General features: G+C 37.0%; 13 protein-coding genes. 1 reads left to right on the top strand and 12 read right to left on the bottom strand.

The features are described 5' to 3' along the window. Window positions 1-197 precede the first annotated feature (197 nt). Window positions 198-905, top strand: a complete 708-nt coding sequence (gene sigK, locus KI343_RS03115; protein WP_212924978.1) for an RNA polymerase sporulation sigma factor SigK — start codon at window positions 198-200, stop codon at window positions 903-905. A 490-nt stretch (window positions 906-1,395) separates the two neighbouring features. On the opposite strand, the gene KI343_RS03110 is transcribed toward sigK, so the two are convergent. From KI343_RS03110 to recA, 12 genes are all read right to left on the bottom strand, one after another. Beyond that, complete coding sequence (locus KI343_RS03110) at window positions 1,396-1,746, bottom strand: VOC family protein (RefSeq protein WP_212924977.1); 351 nt, start codon at window positions 1,744-1,746, stop codon at window positions 1,396-1,398. Between the two features lie 189 nt (window positions 1,747-1,935). After that, a complete protein-coding gene (gene hfq / locus KI343_RS03105) occupies window positions 1,936-2,160 on the bottom strand; it encodes an RNA chaperone Hfq (protein ID WP_212924976.1) in 225 nt (74 codons plus the stop codon). 33 nt (window positions 2,161-2,193) lie between these two features. Beyond that, the gene (gene miaA, locus KI343_RS03100) at window positions 2,194-3,135 is read right to left on the bottom strand and encodes a tRNA (adenosine(37)-N6)-dimethylallyltransferase MiaA (protein ID WP_212924975.1); all 942 of its coding nucleotides are present in this window, start codon (window positions 3,133-3,135) and stop codon (window positions 2,194-2,196) included. 39 nt (window positions 3,136-3,174) lie between these two features. Beyond that, window positions 3,175-5,049, bottom strand: a complete 1,875-nt coding sequence (gene mutL, locus KI343_RS03095; RefSeq protein ID WP_212924974.1) for a DNA mismatch repair endonuclease MutL — start codon at window positions 5,047-5,049, stop codon at window positions 3,175-3,177. Window positions 5,050-5,087: 38 nt separating this feature from the next. After that, complete coding sequence (mutS, locus tag KI343_RS03090) at window positions 5,088-7,697, bottom strand: DNA mismatch repair protein MutS (protein WP_212924973.1); 2,610 nt, start codon at window positions 7,695-7,697, stop codon at window positions 5,088-5,090. Between the two features lie 555 nt (window positions 7,698-8,252). Continuing rightward, window positions 8,253-8,825 (bottom strand): outer spore coat protein CotE, encoded by a 573-nt coding sequence (locus tag KI343_RS03085; protein ID WP_212924972.1) that lies wholly within the window; start codon window positions 8,823-8,825, stop codon window positions 8,253-8,255. A 408-nt stretch (window positions 8,826-9,233) separates the two neighbouring features. Continuing rightward, a complete protein-coding gene (locus KI343_RS03080; protein ID WP_212924971.1) occupies window positions 9,234-9,662 on the bottom strand; it encodes a YlbF/YmcA family competence regulator in 429 nt (142 codons plus the stop codon). Between the two features lies 1 nt (window position 9,663). Next, window positions 9,664-11,223 (bottom strand): tRNA (N6-isopentenyl adenosine(37)-C2)-methylthiotransferase MiaB, encoded by a 1,560-nt coding sequence (gene miaB, locus KI343_RS03075; protein WP_212924970.1) that lies wholly within the window; start codon window positions 11,221-11,223, stop codon window positions 9,664-9,666. Between the two features lie 266 nt (window positions 11,224-11,489). Beyond that, window positions 11,490-11,750 carry a stage V sporulation protein S gene (locus tag KI343_RS03070; RefSeq protein ID WP_042534912.1) on the bottom strand — a complete coding sequence of 87 codons (261 nt, stop codon included), beginning with the start codon at window positions 11,748-11,750 and terminating at the stop codon, window positions 11,490-11,492. Window positions 11,751-11,840: 90 nt separating this feature from the next. After that, window positions 11,841-12,638, bottom strand: a complete 798-nt coding sequence (locus tag KI343_RS03065; RefSeq protein ID WP_212924969.1) for a TIGR00282 family metallophosphoesterase — start codon at window positions 12,636-12,638, stop codon at window positions 11,841-11,843. A 168-nt stretch (window positions 12,639-12,806) separates the two neighbouring features. After that, the gene (gene rny, locus KI343_RS03060; protein WP_212924968.1) at window positions 12,807-14,369 is read right to left on the bottom strand and encodes a ribonuclease Y; all 1,563 of its coding nucleotides are present in this window, start codon (window positions 14,367-14,369) and stop codon (window positions 12,807-12,809) included. 432 nt (window positions 14,370-14,801) lie between these two features. Then, the gene (recA, locus tag KI343_RS03055) at window positions 14,802-15,848 is read right to left on the bottom strand and encodes a recombinase RecA (RefSeq protein WP_212924967.1); all 1,047 of its coding nucleotides are present in this window, start codon (window positions 15,846-15,848) and stop codon (window positions 14,802-14,804) included. Between the last annotated feature and the right edge of the window lie 282 nt (window positions 15,849-16,130).

The following is a 16,130-nucleotide window of genomic DNA, read 5'->3' as shown; positions in this document are numbered from 1 at the left end:
AACCAAGAAAATCTGAGCTTTTTGTTTGAAAATATGATACAGCGAAATTGCAAATTACTTCTTAAATAAAATTTATTTTCCTTTAAGCCACCGTATTATTTCTGGACAGACACATTTTGCCTCTTCCGTACATAAGAATAGGCTATAGGCAATTACCTAGAAGATTTAGATACGCTGACTCTTGGAGGTGATGGGATTTGTCCATGATACTATCTGCACTTGGAATATTTATTAAAGAAGCTTTATTTTTTGTCTCTTATGTAAAGAATCAATCTTTTCCCCAGCCACTATCCCCAAAGGAAGAAGCAAAATACATCCAATTGATGCAGGAAGGAGATGAAGAAGCCAGAAATAAATTAATTGAACATAATCTCCGTCTCGTAGCTCACTTAGTTAAAAAATTTGAAAACACCGGGGAAGATATGGAAGATCTAATCTCTATTGGAACCATTGGTTTAATTAAAGGCGTCGAAAGCTTTTCTACTGGAAAAGGAACAAAATTAGCAACGTACGCTGCACGCTGTGTAGAGAATGAAATATTGATGCACTTAAGGGCCTTAAAAAAGGTGAAGAAAGATGTTTCATTACATGACCCAATCGGCCAGGATAAAGAAGGAAATGAAATCAGCTTAATCGATATATTGGAAGCAGAGAATGAAAATGTTATTGAGTATATTCAATTAAATATGGAGATTTCCAAGATTGAACAGTACTTCTCCATCTTGGACAGCCGGGAACGTGAAGTCATTGTGTATCGTTATGGTTTAAACGATCAGGAGGAAATGACACAGCGGGAAATAGCAAAGAAATTAAATATCTCCAGAAGCTATGTATCCCGTATTGAAAAACGGGCATTGATGAAAGTATTTCATGAGTACTATCGGAATGAGCATCCATCACTTTAAATATTGGGATTGATTATAAAATAACTCAAGTACCTCTTCGAATGCTTCAAGTAAAGGTTTTTCACTTGAAGCATTTTTTGCATACTTTATATCATTTTTCCAATACGCCGTTTCTTTTTATATGGATATTAAGACTAAATAATTTTTGAGAGATGATGAAATTGCGGTGTCGTAAAAGGTCACGTCTCCCCATAACACCGTTCTTTTTTGATGTGTAAATAAAAGTCCCCTGTTCAAAAAAGCAACAAAAAAGTTATTTAACCTTTTGGGAGTTCAGCAGTGAAATACATTAGAAAATGTGTCTCTAGTTGACATTTTTAAGTGCTAATAAACTTAGCCATACTATCATCAAAATGCAATTGAGCTCGTTTATAAAGCTTAATCTACATCCTACTCTGAAACAGTCGTATAATATTGTTTTTTTTATTACCAGTATTTTATAGGTACTCTTAATTTACTATAAGTAAGTTTAATAATATCAATGAAGCCATTAATACGAGCATATTCCTAAAGGGTTACCATTATTGTCTTTAAACTCAAAAAAATGGACTCCGTCTTCAAATTTAATTTCCGTATAATGTTCAGTATTATTTTTTATAATATCAAATATACCTTCTATGTTTTTAGAATAAAAATACAATATTGCATGGTTTAATTTATTTGTTGTAATGTTTTCTGTTTGGATTAATGTAAGGGGCGTTTCACCAATTTTTAATACAAGATAGTAATCTTCTTTAAAATCAATTTCAAGATTAAAAATTTGTTTATACCAGTCTAATGAATTTTCCAAATTACTCACCTGAATGAATACTGTATCAATCTTTTTAACCAATGGATTCATTAAAAACACTCCATTCTAATTTTTAAATCTATATAATTTCAAAAAAGCCTTGTTATTAAGTTAAAGAGGGTAATTATAAGGGAAAAATATAACATTATTATTGTATTAAATATAGCAATATGTTATACAAAAAGGGTAAATGTAAGCAGATATAGTGCCCATTTACCCTTTTCTCTTTTTCCTTACTCTCTATTCTTTTTCAATTTCTACATTTTTAGTTGGAGAAAATGTGGAGATTGCATGTTTGAAGATAAGTTGTTGTTTGCCATCTGTTTCGATAAGCACGGTAAAGTTATCAAATGCTTTTATGATTCCTCTCAATTGAAAACCATTTGTTAAAAAAACCGTTACAAATATATGGTTTTTTCGTAATTGATTTAAATATTGATCTTGAATATTTACGGGTTGAGCCATAATGAGTTCCTCCTCTTTTCTATCTATACATCTTTATTCGCTTTCTCGTTGCAAAAATCCTGCTAAATCATTTAAAATTAATTGCATTTGTTGAAATGCTTCTTTCTCCGTCAAACAATACCAATTCACGTCTAATTTATTACGAAACCAAGTCAACTGCCTTTTCGCATACTTTCTTGAATTCTGCTTAACAGCATCAATCGCATCCGTTTTAGATAAGCGATTTTCTAAATAGGCAACAATCTCCTTGTAACCTATCGCATGCATCGACTGACTATCCTTGTAACCTTCCGCAATAAGCGACTGGACTTCTTGGATTAATCCCTGTTCGATCATTTGGTCTACTCGACGGTTAATCCGGTCGTATAGCGCTGCCCGCTCCATATCTAATCCAATAATAAACGGATCATAAGGTGATTCTGCCTGCTGTTCTTTTTGATATTCTGTCATGGTTAATCCGGTTAGCTCATACACTTCTATCGCCCGTACAAGACGACGGTGATTATTCGGGTGGACTTTTTTAGCTTGTTCAGGATCAATCTGCTTTAAGCGTTTATATAGATTTTCAGGTCCCTCTGATTCAATTTGTTGAAATAATTGCTCCGTCAGTTCTCTATCACGTCGCTGCTCGGAAAAATGATAATCGAATAAAACAGATTGGATATACAATCCGCTTCCTCCAACGATAATGGGCAATTTCCCTCTCTGATGAATTGCTTCAATATGTGACTTTACATGCTGTTGGAAATCCGCAACCGAGAAGGGCTCATCTGGATGGATAATATCAATCATATGATGGGGAATGCCCCCTGTTTCTTCTGGTGTGACTTTTGCCGTTCCTATATCCATCCCAATGTACACCTGTGTTGAATCACCACTGATAATTTCTCCATTAAACTTTTTTGCAGCTGCAATTCCTAATGCTGTTTTGCCGACTGCAGTTGGTCCTACTATGGAAATTACTTTTTTCTTCATTAAAATCTTCCTCAACATCAACATTTTTTATGATTCACTCTACATAATACGTTTAAACATCTTTTCTAATTCATACGTGGAAAAATGAACAATAATTGGTCTTCCATGCGGGCATGTAAAAGGATCCGTCGTATTACGTAAATCTTCAAGTAACTGAAACATTTCATCCGTCGTTAGATAATGATTTGCCTTGATTGATCTCTTACAAGACATCAATATAGCGGCTTCTTCACGTATTTTTTCTACATTAATCGTTGAATCTTGAATAAACTGGTCCACCATTTCACGAATGATTTCTTCTTCAAAACCTGTCGGGAACCAAGTCGGATGTGAACGTATTACATAGGTCTGATTGCCAAAAGGCTCAAAAAATAATCCAACTTTTTCTAACGATTCCTTTGCCTCTTCTATAAAGATAGCTTCTTTTTTAGAAAAGTCAAATGTCATCGGTATTAAAAGCTCCTGTGATTCATTAATTGGTTTGCCGAGTTTTCTTTTAAAGAATTCATATTTGACACGTTCCTGCGCTGCATGCTGATCCACCATGTATAACCCATTTTCATTTTGTGCCATAATATAGGTTCCTTGTAATTGGCCAATTGGATGCATCATTGGTACACGTGGCTGTTCTTGTTGTTGAACAGATTCTATTCTAGATTCTTCCGTTATTGTTTCTTCCACATGTGAGATTGCCTCTTCTTCATCAAGGTCTGCACCCGGGCGATTATCTTGTTTATGAACCAAAGAAGTTGGATTCGATTCTTGATAATGATTGCTTTCTCGGATAACAGGCGCTGGCCTCACATATTCTTCGGGTTTTTCTTCGGTTTCTTTTTCCTTATAAATATTGCTAGGCTGCGTTTCAAATTGAAAACTGCGCTGTTCCGATTTTTCTTTAGCAGCTGGTTTTTTCGTCACTTCTGGTATTAGTGTGATTTTACGAAAATGGGACTGAATCATATCTTTAACAGCTGTATATAACTCTTTTTCTTTACTAAAACGAACTTCCAGCTTGGCCGGATGCACATTCACATCCACAAGAATGGAATCCATCTCAATAGAAAGGACAACAATTGGTGAACGACCTATTGGTAATAACGTATGATAACCTTCTATAATAGCTTTGTTTAAAGCGACATTGCGAACGAATCTGCCGTTGATAATCGTCGACATATAGTTTCTTGAGGCTCTCGTTACTTCAGGCTTCGCAATATAACCAGTAATGGAGAAGTCTAATGTGCTGTACTCAACCGGTGACATTTGCTTAGCAACACTCATTCCATAAACTTGAGAAATGACTTGCAGCATATCGTTATTTCCAGAAGTTTTCAATAATCCTTTTCCATTATGCGTCGCTTCTATCCTAACTTCCGGGTGGGCTAGTGCCATCCGATTTAAAACATCTGTTATATGTCCAAGTTCCGTATGCAAGCTCTTCATATATTTTAAACGTGCTGGCGTATTGAAAAATAAGTCCCGGACAACAATTTCAGTACCTTGGCGGGCGTCACTTTTACCTCTTTTAATAATTTCTCCGCCTTCTAACTCAAGTGATACACCTGCTTTATCTCCTTCAGAGCTTTGAATGGAGAGTCTGCTTACTGAAGCAATACTTGCTAATGCCTCTCCACGAAAACCAAGTGTTTTAACATGAAATAAATCCGTTTCTGTACTGATTTTACTGGTCGCGTGGGGAAGAAAAGCTTTTTCCACATCATCCGCTGCAATGCCAGAACCATTATCTACAATGCGGATTTCGGTTAACCCGGCTTCTTGAATATCAATCCGTATCCAGCTAGAGCCCGCGTCAATACTATTTTCAAGAATTTCTTTTACAACGGATGCTGGGCGTTCTACTACTTCACCTGCTGCTATTTTATTTGCTAAACTATCTGGCATTTGAATTATCGGCATGTTATCACCTTCCTATTCCGTGTTGCTTTCTCGCAGTTTCACTTTAGCTGTTTTTGCAGGCGATATAGCTCATTCATAGCCTCTAATGGATTCATTTCCAATATATTTAAGCTTTTTAGCTCGTCTATGGCTGCACTTTCTTTATTATTTAATTTCGCAGAATCCGTTTCTTTCTTACCCTCTTCCACAAAGAAGGATAATTGGTCTGATTGGGATTCTTCCAATGCAGGCAACGGTTCTGGTCCTTTTTCTGGCTCTTTATTATTCTCTTTTGTGTCGCTGCTCTCCAACCCTTCTAGAATAACGGATGCACGGCTTATTAATTCATCTGGCAAATCAGCAAGCTTAGCTACATGAATTCCATAGCTTTGATCTGCTGCACCTTCTTTAATCTGATGAAGAAAGACAACATTCCCCTCATGTTCTTCTGCACGGACATGGATATTTTTTAAATGTATCAATGAGGACTCTAACGCTGTCAATTCATGGTAATGCGTTGAAAAAAGTGTTTTCGCACCAATGTGGTCATGGATATATTCTACTATTGCCTGAGCTAAAGCCATCCCATCATACGTGCTCGTTCCACGGCCAATTTCATCTAATAATATTAAACTATTTTCTGTGGCATGTTGAATGGCATGTCGAGCTTCAAGCATCTCTACCATAAATGTACTTTGTCCAGAAACTAAATCATCTGCTGCGCCAATTCTGGTAAAAATTTGATCAAAGATAGGCAGTATCCCCGATTCAGCTGGAATAAAGCAACCTGTTTGCCCCATAATCGCAATAAGTGCTGCTTGGCGCATATACGTACTCTTCCCAGACATATTGGGCCCGGTAATAAGAAGCATCTGATTATCCTGATCTAACTGCACATCATTAGGTACATACGTCCCGTTTTTCATAACTTGCTCCACAACTGGATGCCGGCCTCCTTCTACAGAGAAAACCCCCTTTTGAAAGCTAGGACGCTTATAATTATTTTCTTCACTAATTGTGGCAAAGCCTTGTAATACATCAATCTCGCTTATAATTTGTGCTAGTTGCTGAATGATTGGAATATCTTGCTTTATACGTTCTCTGATTTGAATAAATAAGTCATATTCCAATTCGACACTTTTCTCTTCCGCCTCTAATATAAGGGTTTCTTTTTCTTTTAATTCTGGCGTAATAAATCGCTCTGCATTAGCAAGTGTTTGTTTACGATCATATCGATCATCACTTAACAAATGCAGGTTTGCTTTTGTAACTTCAATGTAATAACCAAATACACGGTTATATCCGATTTTAAGCGACTTAATGCCAGTTAATTCCCGTTCTTTTTGCTCTAAGGATGCAATCCATTGCTTTCCATTCTTGGAAGCGTCTCGATATTTATCTAATTCTTCATGATAGCCTTCTTTAATCAGCGCCCCTTCCTTGATAGAAAGCGGGGGCTCCTCTGCTAAACTTTTTTCTAAAAGATCTACGATATAATCGGGGTAAATTAATGAATTTGCTAAATCCGTTACTTCCGGAACGTCAAGCTGTTCAAGTGTTTCTTTTATCGCAGGTATCCTCTGTAAGGACTGTTTTAATTGTATTAAATCGCGGGCATTCACATTACCAAATGCAATTCTCCCAGATAAGCGCTCTAAGTCATATACTGATTTTAAACTTTCTCGTAAACTTTCTCTTTCCATAAAAGCATTTAGGAAAGTTTGGACGACCTCTAGGCGGCGATTAATTTTGGTTTGGTTTAGTAAAGGACGCTCCAACCATTTTTTTAGCATTCTTGCTCCCATGGCTGTGACAGTTTTATCCAGGACCCATAACAAGCTGCCGTGTTTTGATTTTTTCATAATGGATTCAGTCAGCTCTAAATTACGCTTTGAGTACATATCTAAGCTCATATATTGCTTTAATTCGATCACTTCTGCCGGCTGCAGGTGATCTAATGAGCGCTTTTGAGTGCTTTGAATATAATTTAATAGCCTGCTAAATGCCTTCATCAATCGTTCTTCATTTAAGTTCTCACTTAAATCACGAAATTCTGCATTGAAATTTACTTCATCCTGATAAGATAATGTAACCTGTAATCGCTCGCGAAGCTGCGTTTGCATTTCTTCAGGCAGATTCGAGGAAATCACGATTTCTTTTACTGGCTGATGATAAAATTCATGTATCACACTGTCCCAGCCGTCTTCTAGCAAAGCAAGGCGGTTCTCCCCCGTGGATAAATCATTATAAGCAATTACAAATGACCCATCCTCAAAATGGGACAAACTGCCAATATAATTATTTTCTCCCTCAACGAGCATGTTACTCTCCATAACTGTTCCAGGTGTAATCATTTGAACTACTTCTCGTTTTACAACACCTTTAGCTGTTTTGGGATCCTCAACTTGTTCACAGATTGCTACTTTGTACCCTTTATCAATTAATATTTTGATATAGTTTTCTGCAGAATGGTAAGGCACTCCGCACATTGGGATTGGTTCATTTCCACCTGCACGCTTTGTTAAAGTGATTTCTAACTCCCCGGCAGCCTTCGTTGCATCTTCATAAAATAATTCGTAAAAGTCGCCGAGTCTGTAAAATAAAAAAGCATCCTTATATTGGGATTTTATCTCTATGTATTGTTGCATCATTGGTGTTAATTTGGCCATGAAAAGTTTCCTCCAGCTTACTAAAATTATCTATATAACTTTTTTATATTTTTATTCTGGTTTTTCATCAAAACCCATGTTTGACAAACTAAGCTTAAATTGATAAAGGCGACCGCTGTGGAAAAACACTACGCTTTCCGTGGGCTTGTCCTCAGCCTCCTTTAAAGAAGACTTGCTGACTGTCAAGCCGGCAGGCGCAGACAGAAGCATAGTCGCACTTATGCCTGTGGTAGAAAAAAGAAGACCACTTTTTCTGCGGGGTCTTCACACTGGGACTGCGATTACTCGCCCCACCGAAGATCACTGCGCATTCCCACAGGAGTCTCCGTATTTTTCCTCTGGGACTGCGATTACTCGTCCCATCGAAAACCGTCGCTAGTTAGTTTTCACTATCGTATTTATTCATATATTTCAACCATTGATTTTGGTGTTAACCCTTTATTCTTACTCATCTCTTTTAAGATGGATGGAATTACATTATAGCATATTCTATGGCATCCTTGTCCTGTTGTGTTTCAAAAAGAAAACGAGAGTAATAGCTACCCTCGCATACATTTAATCCTTTCGATGATGATGAATAAAGTCCGGACGAATATCCTCTGCTTCATCATCTGTCATTTCATAATCCCAGATTACATCGTCTTCTTCCTCGTCGCTCTTCCAATTCGGTTTTACTTTCACAAATATCTTTGTTTCTCCTATAATTTGAACTACAAATTCACGCTCAATTTCAACGGACACATTTCCGCCTTTGTCTGAAATCACACACTCTAAACAATTAGGTTGTTGAAGTACTTTCGCGATAATATCGTATTCGTCGTTAATACAATTTTCATCCTTCACAGATAAAGGAACTAAATCAGTATATTCCACCCTCTCTGTAACAACCTCTGTTTTTGTGTTGTCATTGTAAGAATACCATACGTTAATATCATAACTGCCACTTATAATTACAGTATCCTCAGACTTCTTCTTTGCGTGGTACAAATGGTTAATCACCCAGCATCCAAGAATACTAGTTGGACGGTGGCTCGGCTTTATGGTATGCGTATCTTTGGTGAATTTTCTGCCTTTACCGCAAACTGCTTTCGTAATGATTTCTCTATATTCTTTATTAAGAAAAGTCATGATACAATTTACCTCCTCTTTTTTCATAGTCATTTTATGCAAGGCAAATACCTAAAGTGCATAACTATTGCTAAGAAAAAAGAAAAGCACATGGTAAGAACAGATTGTAAGGATTTTTTTTAATGATTTATTAAAAATGGGATGCTTCATCAATGACAAATCGGGTGAAAATTTGATATAAGCGACCGTTATGGAAAAAAGCTAGCTCTATTCATAACCATATTTATTCATTACATTCAACGTTTGATTTCGTGGTAATCCAAAAATAGGCTATGTCCTTAAATAGAACAAGAAATCGAATATGTTCTCTCTATTGCGTTTTTAATTGTAATTATAGCAAAAAGCCAGACAAATCATTGCCCGGCTTTAATATAGTGATCAAATGTAAATTTTATTTGGTCACAGCTTCTAATGTGCGCAGCTAGAACTATTTTTAGTTTTTGAACCTGTTTCTCCTTTTAGCACATCGCCGCCTGTAGATTCAATAATATCATTTGTCACTTTGCGTGAGATTGTTTTGGAAACAAGCTGTAACACATCATTCACCACAATCTGTGTTTCTTTAAACTCTTGAACAATAGGAATTTCATCAATTTCATTTTGTAGACGATCAAGTTCCTGCTCTATACGATGCAATGCTTCTTTTTTATCATACGCTTGGAAGTTAACTGCTTGTTTCTGCAAGGTTTTTATTTTTTGAATCAAATTTTGAACCTTTTTATTTTCATTTAATTTTGCTTCTACTTGCTTAAATCGCTCAATTTCTTCTGTATTGCCGAGCATGCTCGCTAATTTTCTAGCTTCATCGAGTACTTCTTTTCGTGTATACATTGCCATCTTATTCCACCTCCACTCTATTCTTAACCATGACACCATTCAATGACCATGTCTTCGTTTCCGTGATTTCTACGTCAACAATTTGGCCAATTACAGATTTTGGTCCTTTGAAGTTTACCAATTTATTTCGTTCTGTATATCCAGCAAGGACATCGGGATCTTTCTTGCTTTCCCCTTCAACAAGTACCTTCACAACTTTACCTTGATAAGTCTTCATAGACTCTGCTGCTTGCTTATTGACTAGTTCATTTAAACGGTATAAGCGTTGTTTTTTCACTTCTTCCGGGACATCATCTTTCTTTCTTGCAGCTGGTGTACCTTCACGCGGTGAATAGATAAAGGTATAAGCTGCTTCAAAGCCAACTTCTTCCACTAATGTCATTGTTTCTTCAAACTGCTCTTCCGTTTCATTTGGGAAGCCGACAATAATGTCCGTTGTCAATGTTGCATGAGGCATCGCTTCACGGATTTTCCGAACTAATTCTAAATAATCTTCTCGTGTATATTTGCGATTCATTTTCTTCAGTATTTCACTGCTGCCAGACTGTACTGGTAAATGTATATGGTCGAGCAAGTTGCCGCCTTGTGCTAAAACCTCAATCAAACGATCATCAAAATCGCGAGGATGAGATGTCGTAAATCGAACACGCGGAATATCAATTTTATGAATATCATTCATTAAATCTCCTAAACCGTATTCGATATCTTCAAAGTCTTTACCATATGCATTCACGTTTTGACCAAGGAGCGTCACTTCTTTATAACCTTGTGCTACAAGATGACGGATTTCCTGAATAATATCTTGAGGACGACGGCTGCGCTCCTTTCCTCGTGTCATTGGTACAATACAGTACGTGCAGAACTTATCGCATCCATACATAATATTAACCCATGCCTTGATTTTTCCTTTACGAGCTTTGGGAAGGTTCTCAATAATGTCGCCCTCTTTAGACCACACTTCTACAATCATTTCTTTGCCAAACATTGCTTCCTTCACTAGGTGCGGAAGACGGTGAATGTTGTGTGTTCCAAAAATTAAATCGATATGTTGGTGTTTTTTCAAAATCCGGTCTACTACAGATTCTTCTTGTGACATACAACCACAGACACCAATAATAAGATCCGGCTTTTCCAGTTTTAATGGTTTTAAATGGCCAATTTCCCCAAACACTTTATTTTCTGCATTTTCACGAATGGCGCACGTATTAAGCAGAATAATATCCGCTTCTTCTGTAACAGATGTAGATTCATAGCCCATCTCGGATAAAATACCAGCCATCACCTCTGTATCATGCTCATTCATTTGACAGCCGTAAGTACGTATCAGAAATTTTTTGCCTTCTCCAATTCGTTGCATATCCTCCGGGATAGAGAAATCATAATGAAACTGAATATCTTCCTTGCGACGCTTTCTCGCTTTCTTTATATCTGGAGATTGCGGCTCGTACTCCGCATGAAAATATTTAGCAATTAATTCTTCACTAGATGTATTTTTAATTCGTTCAATATTTGCTTCTTCGCTACGAATCTGGGCCTGTTGTTTACGCTGCTCTTCATTCATCAGGCGAATCCCCTTTCTTTCGTTGATTCATATGTATTGATGCACTATCTTACAGTATAAAGCCTACATAAAAATAGTACAATACTCAAGGCTGGAAACATCAAAAAAATCCCTTTTTTCCATAGTTGAAAAAAGGGATTTTTTCTGGTTGATGAAGAAATAATTGCTAAATTTCCAGTTAATTTGAGAACAGGCGTGCTTCTATCCAGTCCGAGCAGATTGTTCAAAAGTTTCTTACCGTTTTGAACAAGCACTCAAAGAAACCTTTATCTCGGTTCAATAATCAACTTAATTGCTGTACGTTCCTCATTATCAATTAAAATATCTGTAAATGCCGGTATACAGATTAAATCGACCCCACTGGGTGCTACAAACCCCCGAGCTATAGCAACTGCTTTGACGGATTGATTTAGTGCTCCTGCACCAATCGCTTGAATTTCAGCAGTACCTCGTTCCCTAAGTACATTTGCCAAAGCTCCTGCAACTGAGTTTGGATTTGATTTTGCTGAAACTTTTAAAACTTCCATCCCTAGTACCTCCTCATGTGCTATTTATACTTTTATTGCTACTATTTCTCCTGGAGATGTATACCTTGTTCGACTGTGTACTAGCAAATATTATGCAAAGAAGGGGTGATCGTCATTAATGAGTATCCTTTCAATTTTTACTGCTTTACCAGTCGAATCGTCCGTACTAATAAATACTCCATTTAATTGTGTTCTTCCCTTTTTTTCAATTTCAAAACGTACTGGAAGGGAAGTTTGAAATCTTTTAATAACGGATTCCTTCTCTACACCTAATATTGCATCATACGGTCCTGTCATCCCCACATCTGATATATATGCAGTTCCTTTTGGTAATATTCGCTCGTCTGCAGTTTGTGTATGTGTGTGCGTACCAACAACGGCCGTTACTCTTCCATCTAAATACCATCCAATTGCTTGTTTTTCACTCGTTGCTTCCCCGTGAAAGTCTACAAAAATAGTATTTGTTCTTTTTTTGGCCTCTTCAACTAATTGATCTGCTTTTTCGAATGGATCATCGATTGGTGGAAGGAATGTTCTTCCTTGCAAATTAATCACCGCAATTTCTTTTCCATTAATGTTCGTATAAACAATACCTTTTCCTGGATTATTCTCTGGAAAATTTGCTGGACGAATCATAGCTGGTGCTTGGTCAATAAACTCAAAAATTTCTTTTTTATCCCATGTATGATTCCCCATGGTAATTATTTGGGCTCCCGCCTGCAGGAATTGCTTATAAATCTTTTCTGTAATTCCTTTTCCCGCCGCTGCATTCTCTCCATTTATAATCGTTATACTTGGCTTATATTTTTCTTTTAACCTTGGTAGGTACTCACTGACCATACCTCTTCCAGGAGAACCGACAACGTCACCAATAAATAATATTTTCATTTTTTATTCCAACCTTTCTTTGCTGCTACCATACAAACGACATACTATAATTCTTAGCTGTTGATCCGCTAGTTGGTATCATTTCCTTATTTATTCCCTAATATCAAACGTTGATTTGTTTAGAAAATCATCATTAAAAAAGCAAAGGCGACAAATGCCGCCCTTGCTTTATTTCGCATATTCAACTGCTCTTGTTTCCCGAATAACCGTAATCTTAATATGTCCGGGGTAGTCTAGTTCCCCTTCGATACGTTTTCTAATATCACGTGCAATTCTTGCTGATTCTATGTCATCAATATCATCAGGACGTACCATGATACGAATTTCACGACCGGCTTGGATAGCAAATGACTTCTCTACGCCTTCGAAAGACTCAGAAATCTCTTCTAATTTTTCTAAACGCTTGATGTAATTTTCAAGTGTTTCACTACGAGCTCCTGGTCTGGCAGCAGATAGAGCATCTGCAGCTGCAACTAATACAGCTATAATAGATGTTGGTTCTTCATCTCCGTGGTGCGAAGCAATTGAATTAATAACAACTTCATGTTCTTTGTACTTCACTGCTAGTTCTTTTCCAATTTCAACGTGACTACCTTCTACTTCATGATCTATTGCCTTACCGATATCATGTAATAATCCAGCTCTTTTGGCTAGATTTACATCTTCACCTAGTTCAGCTGCTAGCAGTCCGGACAAGTAAGCAACTTCCATTGAGTGCTTCAAGACATTTTGACCGTAGCTTGTACGATATTTCAAACGACCAAGAATCTTCACAAGATCTGGGTGTAATCCATGGACTCCAACTTCAAATGTTGTTTCTTCACCCACTTCACGTATATATTCATCGACATCCCGTCTCGATTTTTCAACCATCTCTTCAATACGCGCCGGATGAATTCTGCCATCCTGTACAAGTCTTTCCAATGCCATTCGTGCGATTTCGCGTCTGATCGGATCAAAACCAGAAAGAATAACTGCTTCAGGTGTATCATCAATAATTAAATCAATACCTGTCAATGTTTCCAATGTACGAATATTTCTTCCTTCTCTTCCGATAATACGACCTTTCATCTCATCGTTTGGCAAGTTAACAACTGAGACCGTTGTTTCAGCAACGTGATCAGCTGCGCATCTTTGAAGTGCAAGTGATAAGATGCTTTTCGCTTTCTTATCTGCTTCTTCATTCGCACGATTTTCAGCTTCTTTAATCATAACGGCTGATTCATGTTGTACTTCTTTTTCAATGCGCTCTAAAATAACTTGTCTCGCTTGCTCGGTTGTATATCCTGAAATGCGCTCAAGCTCAGCTTGCTGCTCGTCTTTCATAGCTTCCACTTTGCTTTTCATTTCTTCAATTTGTTGTTGTTGTCCCGCTAGAGATTGTTCTTTCTGTTCAAGCAGAACCTCACGTTTGTCTAATGTTTCACTTTTTCTGTCCAGATTTTCTTCTTTTTGCATCAGACGATTTTCTTGCTTCTGAGCTTCCATACGGCGCTCACGAATCTCATCTTCGGCTTGGCTCCGAAGCTTATGATTCTCATCTTTTGCTTCTAGAAGCGCCTCTTTCTTAGCAGTATCTGCATTCCTGCGTGCTTCGTCCATAATTTGTTTCGCTAATGTTTCCGCACTAGAAATCTTAGCTTCTGCAATAGATTTACGTACTAGATAACCAACAACAAATACGACGATTAGAGCAAGCAAAATGGAGATGATAATAACCACAGTGTTCATAACTTCACCTCCTATTGCCTATAAAATTGTAAATTGCGTATTTGTCGGCATATCACATTTCTCAAATGCATAAAAAATAAAGGTAATTTCATAATACAAATTATAAAATTATACACTATTAATATTAATTCTCACCAGCCTGAATGTCAAGGAACTCCCGATATAAATTATAATATATCGATTTCAAATAATTTTTGCCTAGGAGACAGGGATGTACTTGTCAAGAAGGTGTCCTATCCTGAAAAATATTTCAACATTTTCCGTGCTTCACTCAAATTCTTGGTTATGAATATAATACCAATTCTTTGAAAAATTAGTAGAATAACATATGATGTTACAACGAAGCAAAGCCCGTCTTCTTTTATTTTTTGTTTATGAATATGCAAAAAGCCATAGTACTGTGTACTATAGCTTTAAAATGAGCAAGTCCTCTTAAATATCTAAGCTTTCCTGCGGTTCTGCTGCTGAATCCTCTACACTTTGTTCTGGATCTTTATCTAGCTCATAATAACTGCGGATTGCTTGACTAATTTCTTCATACATCGCTTTATTTTCCTTTAGAAATTGTTTCGCATTTTCTCTGCCTTGGCCTAAACGTTCCCCATTATAGGAATACCAAGCACCGCTTTTTTGGACAATATCCAAGTCTGAGCCAATATCCAAAACTTCTCCTTCTTTAGAGACACCTTGACCGTACATAATATCTACTTCAGCTTGTTTAAATGGCGGCGCTACTTTGTTTTTTACAACCTTGATACGCGCTTTATTTCCTACCGCCTCATTACCAACTTTAAGTGTTTCTGCCCGACGTACTTCTAGTCGTACAGAAGAATAGAATTTTAACGCACGGCCGCCAGGAGTAGTTTCTGGATTACCAAACATAACGCCTACTTTTTCACGAATTTGGTTAATAAAAATCGCTGTCGTCTTCGATTTATTAATCGCACCAGAAAGTTTACGAAGCGCTTGAGACATTAATCTAGCTTGTAACCCAACATGGGAATCTCCCATTTCACCTTCAATTTCAGCCTTTGGTACAAGTGCCGCTACAGAGTCTACAACAATAATATCTACCGCACCGCTTCGCACAAGCGCTTCAGCAATCTCCAAAGCTTGTTCGCCAGTATCTGGCTGTGATAGCAGAAGTTCATCAATGTTAACACCTAGTGCTTTTGCATAGACTGGATCAAGGGCATGCTCTGCATCAATAAAAGCTGCCTGTCCGCCTTGTTTTTGAGCTTCTGCAATAGCGTGAAGTGCAACGGTCGTTTTACCGGAAGATTCTGGACCATATATTTCTACTACTCTTCCTTTTGGATATCCTCCAATTCCAAGAGCTACATCTAAAGCTAATGAACCACTTGGAATAGTAGAAATCTTAGGTATATCATGTTCTCCCATTTTCATAATGGATCCTTTACCAAACTGTTTCTCTATTTGTCTTAAAGCCATATCTAAAGCTTGTTGTTTATCACTCACCGAAACTACCTCCTTTATCTATCTTTATACATCATACAATGATTTTTTATATTTAACAAGCAAAAAGACGAATAAATGTTCTTGTATTTTAAAGGCAAATTTTTCTTCAATATTATTATTCACTTGTGAAATTTCATAAAAAATCTATATTTTGACCTTTCCGACATTCGTAAAATAGCTGTTCACCAAAACCTATGATTGACAAATTAGATGTCATGTTGATATAGCTGCTAGTCGTTGCTACCATATAATTATTCGTTTCATACGATAGATTTTGATGTT

It is taken from the genome of Oceanobacillus sp. J11TS1 (assembly GCF_018333215.1).
Taxonomy (GTDB): domain Bacteria; phylum Bacillota; class Bacilli; order Bacillales; family Amphibacillaceae; genus Oceanobacillus.
Note: the sequence above shows the minus strand (reverse complement) of the source record. Positions and strands in the feature narration are given on the sequence as shown.

What these genes read in the sequence shown, in the direction of transcription:
- mutS (WP_212924973.1), bottom strand. Translation starts at nt 7,697, where the DNA reads ATGGCCAAATTAACACCAATGATGCAACAATACATAGAGATAAAATCC.
- hfq (WP_212924976.1), bottom strand. Translation starts at nt 2,160, where the DNA reads ATGGCTCAACCCGTAAATATTCAAGATCAATATTTAAATCAATTACGA.
- KI343_RS03070 (WP_042534912.1), bottom strand. Translation starts at nt 11,750, where the DNA reads ATGGAAGTTTTAAAAGTTTCAGCAAAATCAAATCCAAACTCAGTTGCA.
- rny (WP_212924968.1), bottom strand. Translation starts at nt 14,369, where the DNA reads ATGAACACTGTGGTTATTATCATCTCCATTTTGCTTGCTCTAATCGTC.
- KI343_RS03110 (WP_212924977.1), bottom strand. Translation starts at nt 1,746, where the DNA reads ATGAATCCATTGGTTAAAAAGATTGATACAGTATTCATTCAGGTGAGT.
- KI343_RS03085 (WP_212924972.1), bottom strand. Translation starts at nt 8,825, where the DNA reads ATGACTTTTCTTAATAAAGAATATAGAGAAATCATTACGAAAGCAGTT.
- miaB (WP_212924970.1), bottom strand. Translation starts at nt 11,223, where the DNA reads ATGAATGAAGAGCAGCGTAAACAACAGGCCCAGATTCGTAGCGAAGAA.
- miaA (WP_212924975.1), bottom strand. Translation starts at nt 3,135, where the DNA reads ATGAAGAAAAAAGTAATTTCCATAGTAGGACCAACTGCAGTCGGCAAA.
- KI343_RS03080 (WP_212924971.1), bottom strand. Translation starts at nt 9,662, where the DNA reads ATGGCAATGTATACACGAAAAGAAGTACTCGATGAAGCTAGAAAATTA.
- KI343_RS03065 (WP_212924969.1), bottom strand. Translation starts at nt 12,638, where the DNA reads ATGAAAATATTATTTATTGGTGACGTTGTCGGTTCTCCTGGAAGAGGT.
- mutL (WP_212924974.1), bottom strand. Translation starts at nt 5,049, where the DNA reads ATGCCGATAATTCAAATGCCAGATAGTTTAGCAAATAAAATAGCAGCA.